Raw genomic sequence first — 12,175 nt, 5'->3', positions numbered from 1 at the left:
GGTAATCCTACTCTCGTGGGAGAGTATCAGCCCGTGAAGTAAGAATCCTCGACTTCTCCAAAGTCGAGGTAGTTCAATTTAATGAAAATATTATATATTGATTATTATTAAAGTATGGCCTAATTTTTTCTTTTTATCACACTGTTAAAATAATACTTTATTATATAGTAATTACATAATTATATAATGTTTAAAATAAGTAAGGGGAAAAGATAAATGACTAAAATTTTTATTTCATGTGCACTTCCTTATGCAAATGGACCATGTCATTTGGGCCATATACGTTCTACCTATTTGCCTGCAGATATCTATGCAAGATACAATAGGATGATTGGAAACGACGTATTGATGGTCTGCGCTACAGACGAACATGGAACTCCAATTGCAGTTAAAGCGGATAAGGAAAATAAAAAACCGATTGAAATTTCTAAAAGATATCATGACATGATTGTTCGTGACGTAGAATCAATGAACATATCCTTGGATAATTTTACACGAACAACCGATAAAGCCCATTATGATTTGGCTCAAAACTTCTTTAAGAAGTTATATGATGACGGATACATTTACAGGGAAGACATTCAGCAGCTGTACTGTCCGAACTGTAATAAGTTCCTGCCTGACAGGTATGTGGAAGGATTGTGTCCAGTTTGCGGATCTGAAGCAAGAGGAGACCACTGTGAAAAATGCGGTAAGGCTCTTGATCCAACTGAACTTGATGAACCTCACTGCATTACCTGCGGAACAACTCCAATAATTAAGGATACCTTCCAATATGCGTTCAAACTGTCTGATTTGGAAGATGAATTGAAGGAATATATATCTTCAAATGATAACCTGCCTGCAAATGTTAAAAACTATGCATCCAACTGGCTGAAAGAAGGACTGAATGACTGGATTTTGACCCGTGATATGGATTGGGGTATTCCGGTACCGTTGGATGAGGCCGAAGGTAAAGTATTGTACGTTTGGATTGAAGCATTCTTGGGTTATATCTCATCAGCATCACAATGGTCAAAGCAATCTGGCATTAAATGGGAGGAATATTGGAATGACTTTGTGGTTCATTTCATTGGAAAGGACATCATATATCACCATTCTATATTCTGGCCGGGTTTGCTAAAGGCATATGGATGCAAATTGCCTGACATGATTTATGCCGGTGAATTCCTGTCTCTTGAAGGAGAGAAAATGTCTACAAGTAAAAATTGGGTTATATGGATAGCTGATTTTGTAAAAGATTATGATCCTGACTTGCTCAGATACTATCTGACAATAAATGCTCCGTTGAATAAGGACTCTGACTTTTCATGGGATGATTTCCAAAGAAGAAACAACGATGAACTTGCAGACGTTATCGGAAACTTCCTGCATAGGACATTTACATTTACCCGTAAATATTTTGACAACAAGATTCCTGAATATGCAAATCCTTCCAGCGAGGATGAAGAATTTAAAAAGGCGATTGAAGAGTTGCCTAAAACTGCAGGGGAATACATATCCCAATTTGAATTTAGGGAAGGTCTTTTGGAAATATTTAAAGTTGCCAAAAAAGGAAACAAATATTTCAACGACCAGGAACCTTGGAAAGCAGTTAAGGAAGATATGCAAAAGGCTGCAAACTGTTTATACTTATCCAATCAATTGGCTAAAACATTGGCTTTCACCCTTAAACCTTATTTACCAACCAAAGCTGATGCTATCGCTAAAATATTGAATATTGATGATCTGTCCAATTGGAACGATGCAAGCGTATTTTTACCGTCAGGATATGAAATAAACAAGGCCAAACCTTTATTTAAAAAGATTGATGATGATGTAATTGAAGCTGAAAAAGCAAAATTACAAGAAAATTTAAAAGAAAGTAACGAGGATGAAAATATGAGTGATTTAATCAGTATTGATGATTTTGATGAAGTTGTAATTAAAATAGGTCAAGTTAAAGAAGCGGAAAAAATTGAAAAATCCGACAAATTGTTAAAATTGCAGGTGGACATCGGAGAGGAAAAACCTAGACAAATTGTTGCAGGACTTGCAAAATTCTACTCTCCTGAAGAATTGATTGACAGAAAAGTTTGTGTTGTAGCTAACTTGCAACCTGCTAAACTATTCGGAACATTATCCGAAGGAATGATTTTAGCAACTGGAGAAAGTGGTGCACTATTGTCTCCAGATGAAAATGCTGAAATCGGTGAAAGAATTCAATAAAATTTGATTTGTATGGAAGAATCTGTCCTAGTAAATAAAGCTGAGAAATACCTGAAAGAAATATCCAATGATTCAATTATATTGGATAATATTGACAGTTTCGGTAATTTCAAAAGTCTTTACTTTAAGCTAGATGACAGACTAAACTTTTTACAGGACTTAAAGGATGATATGGATGCCCAAGGGTACACAACCCCCTTTACATCCTTAAGCCGATATGGAACCAAATCTGTGGCTGAAGTATCCCTTGATGAAGTCGGTGAAAATAGCCGCCATAATCAGATATTCAGAATGAAGGCCAATGCCAAAAAGAATATTCTCGACAGGGTCAAGTCAGCTATTGATTCACATAAAATTGCCATTGGACACCTTAGGCAATTTGGATATGTCAAATGCGATTCTTGCTACAAGAAATATTCGATGGACGAATATAGAAGAAACCATTCAAAATGCAGCTGTGGAAGTGAATCATTCACATTCAAGATAAATAAGGAAGCGACACACAGGCTGGAAATAATCCCATATCTGCCACTTTCAGGTAATTATATGGTGCTTATGAGTCAATTTTCCAATTATGGAAGAGAATCCCTTAAAAAGGTATTGAATATTTTAAAGCAGGAACGTAAAGGTGTTGTAAAAACTATTTCTCTTGTTATACGATTTAAAGATGACAATAATAGGTTAGTTCGCAAAAATATCACACTGGATTCCGAATACGTTAACAATTATGAAGAAGAAGTAAGAAGGATTTACGGAAGCCGTGTTAGAATTGAAGCGCTCAGATTTCATAGAACAAAACCAGCAATAATTGACGATAAGCATGCAAGAACAGCTCTTGCCATAGCGTATGTTCGGTACTGTGAGAATATAATATTGAATATCAAGGATGATATTTTAAAAAGAAGGCTGTCTGATTTTAAAAGGATAAATATCTATGATGATGTTATTTCCGAATTTGAAAATCAAACTCCCGATTTCATCGACAAGTATGATGTGGATGCAATCGAAGCCTGGAGAAAGTCTATGGTACAAAAAAAGCTCAACAGCTATGGTTTTGTGGATAACTTTGGAAATATGGTGAGATCTCTAAAGCGTGATTTGAAAATCCGGGACAATATCTACAAAAGCACATTTGTAAACATTGCATCCTCCCTGATAATGTGGGATATGTTCAGATATTATTTGACAACTTCAAACAACTCACGTAAAATTGAAAGCGGTCCTTTTCCCTACATTCGTGTAGAGCTTGATCGTGAACAACGTAAGGTTTTCCAGACTACCTATCCTAAAGTCATTTCAACTCTAAATGATTTTACAGATATCAAGATTATCTCTGTTAATGAGATGGACCTTCTTTTGTATGAAAAATTCAAGTTTGAAAAGCAGATTAAAAATTCAAATATCAAATTCAACCATGTAGCGTTGGGTGCCGGACTGATACATGAAAATTCTGACATCGAGCTTGAAGAGATAAGCAATGCATTCAACATTAATGAATCCAAAATCAAAAAGGAAATTAAAAATATAAATCATATCAAAAATCCGAAAAGCGACAAATCCAAAAAGTTCCTTGATTTGATTAAGAAATAGTGATAATATGGACGAAGATGTAACTACAATTCATATAACTGAAGTGCTGTCCTCATCGCTCATTATGGATTTGATTGATGAGTATCCCAACCTGTGCGAAATCACATGTTCTCCAAGTGTATATGAGAGGACTTCAAAAAACTATATTGACGCTTTGGAGCAGCTGGACATTGAAGTCAATAAGAAATACAACTGGGGTGCGAAAAGCCAGACAAACGGTGAAGAAAAGATAGTTCTGGATTTGGCAAAACAGGGATTGAATGCCCGTGAAATATCTGAAAAGTTAGACATGAAGCTCAATCGTGTTTATTATTTGCTTAGAAAAAACAAGGATAATGTTAAATTTGATGATTATAAAAGAAAATACGATTATTCTGAGGTCAAGGCCTTGAAAGAGGATGGTCTGAAACCTAAAGAGATATCTGAAAAATTGAATATACCTTTAAGGACTGTGTACTATATTTTAAATAAAAAATAATTACTTTTTTTAATAATGAGTATTAAATAATTAAGTATGACAGTTCTACCACAAATGCCATTATATGTGATAGCAATAATCTGCGGATTACTTTCTTTTTCTGTAACCAGATTATTCATGCCGAAAATTATTCAAAAATTGGAAGAAGCTGACATTGTTGGAAAAGACATTCACAAATCATGGAAGCCTGTTGTAGCGGAAATGGGTGGTTTTGGAATAATATTCGGATTTGTAATAGGGATGTTTTCCGGAATATATATGCATGATATTCTTGCATTTACATTAGTGATTGTTCTACTGGTAATATTGCTCGTTGGAATGATTGGAATTTTGGATGACTTGCTGGCACTTTCATCAAGGTCCAAATTCTTTTTGCTTTTCATTGCAGGTCTTCCTCTGATGTGGGCGGCACCGCCTAATGTAGGTATATTATATTTGATTTCAATGCCCATAGCTCTTTCAATTGGGTCCAATCTAACAAACATGCTTGCAGGTTTAAACGGTATTGAATCCGGTTTAGGTGTTATTTCAATGACATCTCTTACAATAGCCTGTATTCTATTGGGAAAATATGATGTAACAATAATATCAATGAGTATGCTGGGCGCATTGCTTGCATTTTTATACTTCAACAGATACCCTGCTAAAATTTTCCCGGGTGATACAGGAACACTGATTATTGGTGCGACTATTGTATGTATAGCATTCCTTGGTAGGGTAAAACTGATTGCACTTATAGTATTGATGCCGAACATTATTGATGCTATATTAAAATTCTACTCAGCAGGAGTCATGAACCGTTCCCAACAGAAACCTACTCAGCTTAATGACGACGGAAAATTGGTAAGGCCTGATGCGGGTTTCAAATCATTGATTAGATTAATATTAAGACGCCCTATTGCTGAAAAGGATGCAGTAAAAATAATCTGGGGTATTGGTATTGTATTTGGTATATTGGGTATTATTGTAGCATTGATAATGCCTGGAACGCTTGAAAGCAAAACTTTAATGAACTTTTTACAAATCAAAGAGATGTTCTATCATATTTAGGTGATATAATGAAACCTTATGTAATATTAAGTGCGGCTATGACATTGGATGGTAAAATTGCAACAGAAACCGGAAGCTCAAATATATCTGGTGAAAAGGACCTTGAAAGGGTCCATGAACTCAGAAAGGAATGTGATGCAATAATGGTTGGAATTGGAACTGTTTTGGCAGACGACCCGAGACTTACAGTTCACAAGATTGACGCCAATCCCGATGACAATCCCGTCAGAGTGGTGGTTGACAGCAAATGCAGGACTCCGATAGCTGCAAGAATTACAAACAAGGACGCAAGAACAATCATTGCCGGATCCAATGAATATAAATATGACTTTCTGGTTTCAGACAGGTATGATTCATTTTCCAAACGGGGTATTGACTTTTTTTGGAGCGGCGACAAGAGAGTGGACTTGGTTGCATTGATGAATTATCTGCATGAAGAAGGAATAAATAAATTAATGCTAGAAGGTGGAGCCACATTAAACTTCTCTATGATTAAGGCAGGCCTTATTGATGAAATAAGATTATGTGTTGCGCCTATGGTTGTTGGAGGTGCAAATGCAAAAACATTGTTTGATGGTGAAGGTTATCCATTGATGGATTTGGCTACAAAATTAGAGTTAACTGATTCTTATAGTTTGGATAAAGATTTGATTTTGACTTATAAAGTTATTAAATAACTTTAACTTATTTTCATATGGTATAATGTAAAAATTAAAGTTAAAATCTGTTATGGTTAATTTTAAATATATAAAAAGAGATTATTGTGCTTTTGAGATTGAATTAATTCAATTCCAAAAACACTCATAAAACATTTCTACTTATTGATTTTCACAGTCTTTTTAACGGAGTCTTTACTGTATGTCGCTTGATAGGTTACTTTTTTGCCTACATTAAGTTTTTTGAGAACACTTGATTTGATTGTTACTTTTGCAACGCCTTTTGCATTGGTTTTTGCGTTATATGTTTTTCCGTTAAATTTAAAAGTCACAGTTTTTTTATTAAGGTATTTTCCATTGACTTTGCCTAAAGTTGCTTGTAATACTAGTTTTTTAGCAGATTTTTTAACAACAACTGTTTTAAGTGTTACTAAGTGTTTGACAGTAATTGTTTTTGTTACGGTTTTACCTAATGCAGTAATTTTTATTTTGTATGTTCCTGGAACTTGTGTTATTTTAAATTTGGCAATGCCGTTTTTAGTTTTTAGTGTTTGTGATATTTTACCTGTTATTTTGACGGTTGCATCGTTTGCAAGTTTGCCATCAGTTCCATAAACTTTAATGCTGTAATATGAACCTGATGAATATATAACATTAACATTATTTGCGATAATTGCCGGATCAAATTTAGCTTTATCCAAGGTTCCTTCTCTTGTAAATGATGAATATTTATTGTCTCCTGAGTAGGTTACTGTATATTTGTAACCCTCACTTGAATTAGGTATCTTGACCATAGCCACTCCATTTACAACAGGATAGCTGTATGAATTGCCATTTATTGTTAGGATAATATTTCCGGTTGCATCACTAGGCAATTGCATTTTAAATGTACAATCACTTCTAAGTCCATTCATGTTAGGAAAATCAATCTCGATTGTAGAATTGCCGTCATTATCTTCAGGAGTTTCACTAGATTCTGTTACATTGAAATTGCCTGCATCATTGAACGGTTGATATTGGTCGTCACCGGAATAGGTGATTGTATATAAATAAACACCATCTTTTAGATTAGGTAACTTGATTCTGCATGTTCCATTTTCAATATTGGATTTGTACTCCTTACCAATGACTGTTAATGTAATGGTGCCTGTAGCATCACTAGGTATTTTAATTTCAACAGTTACCTCATCGGAAGAACCATCGAAAGATGGAATGATGATTATTGAATCATTATTAATTTGTATGGAATTGGATTTTTCTAAAACTGTTAATTTGAATGTTGAACTTGATGATTCATATTTTGATGTTGCCTCGAAAACTGCAACAATGGAATAAACGCCGGCTTTAAATGGGAAGTAAGTCAATCTTGCAATGCCTCTATTAACATTTGCTTGTCCAATTTTAGTGTTACTTTCATAAAAAACAACTATTCCCTCATTAACTAACTCCGCACTGTTGATGCCCATTCCAACAGTCAAATTTATTTTTTGACCAACAGTTGCATTTAAATCAGAGGTAACTAGGTTTGTTTTAGCTTTGTTAACAGTTATTTTAGCAGTTTTTGTCACGCCATTATGATTATCATTCTTAATTGTGGAAACTGTCAATATATGGGTTCCCACATTGAGTTTAGGAATTATTATTATATTATCTTGTACAGTAACAGGTTTATCATCAATCATTGCTGTGAATTTGACATTTCCAGCGGAGTTTACTACGATGTTGGAAGAACTGCCATATGTTAATGTAATATCATTGATGTCTCTTAGGTAATCGCTTTTTATAACTGTTATTGTGGCGGTTTTTGTTACGGAATTATGATTTTTATCTGGTGAGGTTGTTACAGTTAATGTATGGTTTCCAACATTGAGTTTAGGAATTGTAATTATGTTTCCAGTTATAGGCATCTGTCTGCCGTCAATTTTTGCTGTAAATTCAGTAACTCCAACAGAACTTACGGTAATATTGTACTCGCTGCCATAATCTAAAGTTAAATTGGCAATGCTTATTGAAGAATCGACTTTGGTAACTGTTAGTGTAGCAGTTTTAGTCACTGATTTGTGGTTATTATCCGGAATTGCAGTTACTGATAATGTATGAATTCCAGCATCCAAATTTGAAATAAAAATATCGTTTCCGTTAACGATAACTGCCTTATCGTCAATTTTAGCAATGAGTTTAGTAGCTCCATATGATGATACGGTTATACTTGGAGAACCATAATCTACTGTGATGTTTTCAACACTGATTGAACATTCTGCCTTATCAACGGTTATTGTTGTTGTTTTAGTTATCTGATTATGATTATTGTCTGGAATTGTTGTAACATATAGATTATGAGTGCCTACGTCTAGTTTAGGAATTAAAATTGTAAATCCATGGACTTCAACATCTAAATTTCCAATTTTAGCTGTAATGCCAGTGGCTCCTTCAACACCAATGGTCATGGTAGCAGTACTGTCGCAGTCTAAAATAAGGTTCTCATTGTATTTTAATATGGAATCTATTTTGTTCACTGTAATTTTTGCTGAAGCACTTGATGGGGCATAGTTTTCATTACCTGCGAAATTTATGCTAACATCATATGTTGTTGCGTTTAAATCCTTTGTATGTACGGTAATTTGGCCATGGGAATTGGTAGTATAATTTTTATTCCCGTTCAATGCAACAGTCAAAACAGCCCCACGGATCGGTTGGTTTTGTTTGTCGTTTAAGGTTACTATCATATTGTCTCCTTTTTGATAATCAGTAGTCAAATCGGATACAACTATTACTGTGTTTTCCTTATTTTCTCTAAACTTTTCCTCATTGTCATTTAAATTTAATGTATTGTTATATTCAGATGATTTTTTAATAGAATTATCTGAGTTAACGTCATCTGCGGGTGCAGATAATGTATCTGCATCACATAAACTTAATTGTTGATTGATTTCATCATTTGAAATTGAGGTCTGGTTAGTGTCACTGGCACAAACGCTTGTGATAGTGAATAAACAAATGATAAAACAAATAATCATAAATATTTTTTTATTTTCCATATAGTTACACCAAAATTTTTTACAAACGATATATATTTATGTTTTAAATGTTATTTAACACTTATGAACTATTCATTTTGGATTATAAAAAAAGAAAATTAAAAAAATGGTGATTTGGTGTAATAATTTTTGTTTTGGTTTTCACTTATTGGGGTTGATGGTTCAAAAAATTCCTTTGCTTTTTAAAAGTTCACGGGGATTGTCAATGAGTGCTTTTTTAGCTTCCTCATCAGTTAATCCTGCACCTAAGGCAATTTCATATGATTTATCGAATGTAATCAAATCGCTTGGTGCGTGAGTATCAGTATCAACCAGTAATTTGTTTCCAACTTCACGGGCAACATTTGCAACATGGCCGTTTCCAAGACAATGTCCCTTACGTGCTGAAATTTCAAGATAAATATTATTTTCCTTAGCAATTTCCGCCTCTTCAACGGTTATTAATCCAGGATGGCCCAATATGTCCACATGTTCGGATTCAACAGCCGCTCTGTTGGTTCCAGGTGTCACCGGTTCATTCAATGTTTCACCGTGAACAACTACAATTTTTGCACCCAATTCCTTTGCCCTTGCAGCTATTCCATCAATTGATTCGCAAGGGGCATGGGTTACTTCGGCACCTAAAACGACAGTAATGTCCCAGTTGGAATTGATGTCATCAATTGCATCCTGAATGGCAGGAATTGTATCAACATTTGACCAATCAACATGGTCTGTAATCGCTATTGCTTCATGATTTAATTTTAAAGCTCTTCTTGCAAGTTCGGAAGGCAGTAATTCGCCGTCACTAAATAAACTGTGCATATGTAAATCTATTCTTTTGTTCAAAATATGACCTCTTAATCTTAAATATAATATTTTATATAATACGTTTAATATATACTTATATAACTTAAATTATTTTGAGGTATAAAAATGAAGGCAAAAGCTGTAAAAATGGCAGATGGTGTTTACTGGGTAGGTGTTATTCACTGGAACAGTAGAACTTTCCACGGATATGGAATTCCTGGAACCACATACAATGCGTATTTGGTATTCGGTGAAGAAAAGACTGTATTGATCGATAATGTTTACAAAGGAATGTTTGAACAATTCGATGCAAGAGTAAAGGACGCTTTTGAACAGGAAGGCAAAGAATTTAAAATTGATGTATTTGTTCAAAACCACTCTGAAATGGACCACTCAACTTTCTTAAGACAAACAATTGCAGAATACAATCCGGATGCAGAAATATATGCATCACAAAACTGTATTAACTTTTTGGAAGCACAATATCACAATTTTGGTGATTTAGAAATTAATGCTGTAGCCACAGGTGATGAAATCGATATTGGTGGAAGAACCTTAAAATTCGTCTCAGCTCCAATGCTTCACTGGCCGGACAGCATGTTTACATTTTTGGCTGAAGAAGGAATATTATTCTCAAACGATGCATTCGGACAGCATGTATGCCACTCCAAAAGATTTGACAAAGACTACTCATTGGATTACTTATTAAAAGAAGCACAAAAATATTATGCTAACCTTGTAACCTTAGGCTCTCCAATGCTTAGAATGAAATTACAGGAAATCACTGACAATGGTCTTTTAGAACAAATCAAAATGATTGCACCTTGTCACGGTCAAATCTGGACTAATCCTGCACCAATCGTTGAAAAATACACAGAATGGGGATCAGGTGTATGCAAAGATAAAATCACTGTAATCTATGATACAATGCACCATTCAACTGAAAAACTCGCTTTCCAAATTGCTGAAGGTATCATGAGCGAAGGCGTTGAAGTAGAAATGTACTTCATGCAGGAAGATGGTCCTGATGATGTAATTACAGACATTCTTGACTCCAAAGCTATTGCTCTGGGTGCCCCTACAATGATGAACAAGCCGTTCCCAAGAATCGGTAATATGATGTACTGGTTGGACTGTGTAAACTTCAAAGGAACCGGTAGCGAGAAAAGTGCTTTAATCTTTTCATCCAAAGGATGGGGAGGAGGAGCTATCGCAAAACTCCAAAGAGATCTGGAAGAAGCAGGATTTAATGTAACTGACACATTGGACGTTTTGTTTGTACCTGATGAAGATGTTTTAGCAGAAGCATTCGAAAAAGGTGCAGAACTTGCTCGTTCCATTAAAGAATAGTTTTTAACTATTCTCTTTTTTTTATTTTATCTTTTTTTAATAATACTTTTTCAAGTTTTTTTTTTATCTATGTCATTTATTCTTTATTCAATGTGATTGTTTGGTGTTGCAATATATATGATGTTGATTATATTGGCCATGTTTAACCCATGTAATGTTTTTTGAATTTAGATTATTGAGATAATTGTTGTTATTAACAACATTTAAATATCATCTTCATCAATATAATTACAAGAGGTTATATCATGTCAAGTTTAGTAATTTATTTTTCAAGAAGCGGAGAGAACTATTTCGGTGGTGAGCTGAAAAACATTGAAAAGGGAAACACTGAAGTGGTTGCCGAATACATCAAGGAATTGGACGGTGCTGACTTGTTTAAGGTTGAACCTGCAAATGAATATCCTGCAGACTATATGAAATGTATTGATGTTGCCAAAAAGGAACAGCAAGCTGATGCAAGACCTGAAATCAAAGAGACATTAACAGATATTTCAGGTTATGATACAATTTACATTGGATTTCCGAACTGGTGGGGAACACTTCCTATGCCTATGTTTACACAGTTGGAAGAGCTTGATTTTGCCGGAAAAATCGTTAAGCCGTTTGTCACTCATGAAGGGTCAGGTTTCGGTTCCAGCCTAAAGGATATTGCAAAATTGTGTGGGGGCGCTGAAATTAAAAACGGTCTTTCTATTCCTGGTGCAAACGTCTATGATGTAAAAGATACTGTTGCATCCTGGATTGAGGAATAACTTTCCTTTTTTTCATTTTTTCTTAATTATTCCAAATTTTTTTGTTGTTCACATTTTATATGGTTTTTTATACTGTTTTAATTATAATTTAAGGATATATGTATTTTATAAGTTTCAATTTTTATTTTTGTTTTGTAAATTTTTTTTATATATCTGTTAGAATTATGATTTTTGTATACATTTTTTTTAAAATAAGGATATTAATTTTTAAATTTAATTTCATTTAATTTCATGTAATTTTTTTTATTAAAGTTTATTATTTAT

Annotated in this window: 9 protein-coding genes; 7 read left to right on the top strand and 2 right to left on the bottom strand. The window is 34.1% G+C overall.

Annotated features, from left to right (window positions below):
* The first annotated feature begins 216 nt into the window (after nucleotides 1-216).
* Genes metG through UIB65_RS00765 form a run of 5 tightly spaced genes read left to right on the top strand, consistent with a single transcriptional unit; the run spans nucleotide 217 to nucleotide 6,003 of the window.
* Nucleotides 217-2,208 (top strand): methionine--tRNA ligase, encoded by a 1,992-nt coding sequence (gene metG, locus UIB65_RS00785; RefSeq protein ID WP_330039252.1) that lies wholly within the window; start codon nucleotides 217-219, stop codon nucleotides 2,206-2,208.
* 12 nt (nucleotides 2,209-2,220) lie between these two features.
* Nucleotides 2,221-3,798: a DUF530 domain-containing protein gene (locus UIB65_RS00780; RefSeq protein WP_330039251.1), complete on the top strand. Its 1,578-nt coding sequence runs from the start codon at nucleotides 2,221-2,223 to the stop codon at nucleotides 3,796-3,798.
* A 7-nt stretch (nucleotides 3,799-3,805) separates the two neighbouring features.
* The gene (locus UIB65_RS00775) at nucleotides 3,806-4,276 is read left to right on the top strand and encodes a hypothetical protein (RefSeq protein ID WP_330039250.1); all 471 of its coding nucleotides are present in this window, start codon (nucleotides 3,806-3,808) and stop codon (nucleotides 4,274-4,276) included.
* A 36-nt stretch (nucleotides 4,277-4,312) separates the two neighbouring features.
* Nucleotides 4,313-5,326, top strand: coding sequence for a glycosyltransferase 4 family protein (locus UIB65_RS00770; protein WP_330039249.1), 1,014 nt, complete (start codon nucleotides 4,313-4,315; stop codon nucleotides 5,324-5,326).
* An 8-nt stretch (nucleotides 5,327-5,334) separates the two neighbouring features.
* Complete coding sequence (locus tag UIB65_RS00765) at nucleotides 5,335-6,003, top strand: 2,5-diamino-6-(ribosylamino)-4(3H)-pyrimidinone 5'-phosphate reductase (RefSeq protein WP_330039248.1); 669 nt, start codon at nucleotides 5,335-5,337, stop codon at nucleotides 6,001-6,003.
* A gap of 137 nt (nucleotides 6,004-6,140) precedes the next feature.
* Here the strand turns inward: UIB65_RS00765 and UIB65_RS00760 are convergent, their stop codons facing one another.
* Nucleotides 6,141-9,020 carry an Ig-like domain repeat protein gene (locus tag UIB65_RS00760; RefSeq protein WP_330039247.1) on the bottom strand — a complete coding sequence of 960 codons (2,880 nt, stop codon included), beginning with the start codon at nucleotides 9,018-9,020 and terminating at the stop codon, nucleotides 6,141-6,143.
* 162 nt (nucleotides 9,021-9,182) lie between these two features.
* Nucleotides 9,183-9,848, bottom strand: coding sequence for a histidinol phosphate phosphatase domain-containing protein (locus UIB65_RS00755; protein WP_330039246.1), 666 nt, complete (start codon nucleotides 9,846-9,848; stop codon nucleotides 9,183-9,185).
* Nucleotides 9,849-9,935: 87 nt separating this feature from the next.
* Between UIB65_RS00755 and UIB65_RS00750 the strand changes: the two genes are divergently transcribed.
* Both UIB65_RS00750 and UIB65_RS00745 read left to right on the top strand, forming a co-directional pair.
* Nucleotides 9,936-11,159, top strand: coding sequence for an FprA family A-type flavoprotein (locus UIB65_RS00750; protein WP_330039245.1), 1,224 nt, complete (start codon nucleotides 9,936-9,938; stop codon nucleotides 11,157-11,159).
* A 242-nt stretch (nucleotides 11,160-11,401) separates the two neighbouring features.
* On the top strand, nucleotides 11,402-11,911 hold the full coding sequence (locus UIB65_RS00745; protein WP_330039253.1) for a flavodoxin: 510 nt from the start codon (nucleotides 11,402-11,404) through the stop codon (nucleotides 11,909-11,911).
* The last annotated feature ends 264 nt before the right edge of the window (nucleotides 11,912-12,175 follow it).

The organism is Methanobrevibacter sp. (assembly GCF_036307625.1).
Classification (GTDB): domain Archaea; phylum Methanobacteriota; class Methanobacteria; order Methanobacteriales; family Methanobacteriaceae; genus Methanocatella.
This window is presented reverse-complemented; position numbering and strand designations above follow the sequence as displayed.

Bases quoted from the DNA above. Each gene is read 5' to 3' on its own strand.
- metG (WP_330039252.1), top strand. From the start codon at position 217: ATGACTAAAATTTTTATTTCATGTGCACTTCCTTATGCAAATGGACCA.
- UIB65_RS00780 (WP_330039251.1), top strand. From the start codon at position 2,221: ATGGAAGAATCTGTCCTAGTAAATAAAGCTGAGAAATACCTGAAAGAA.
- UIB65_RS00775 (WP_330039250.1), top strand. From the start codon at position 3,806: ATGGACGAAGATGTAACTACAATTCATATAACTGAAGTGCTGTCCTCA.
- UIB65_RS00770 (WP_330039249.1), top strand. From the start codon at position 4,313: ATGACAGTTCTACCACAAATGCCATTATATGTGATAGCAATAATCTGC.
- UIB65_RS00765 (WP_330039248.1), top strand. From the start codon at position 5,335: ATGAAACCTTATGTAATATTAAGTGCGGCTATGACATTGGATGGTAAA.
- UIB65_RS00760 (WP_330039247.1), bottom strand. From the start codon at position 9,020: ATGGAAAATAAAAAAATATTTATGATTATTTGTTTTATCATTTGTTTA.
- UIB65_RS00750 (WP_330039245.1), top strand. From the start codon at position 9,936: ATGAAGGCAAAAGCTGTAAAAATGGCAGATGGTGTTTACTGGGTAGGT.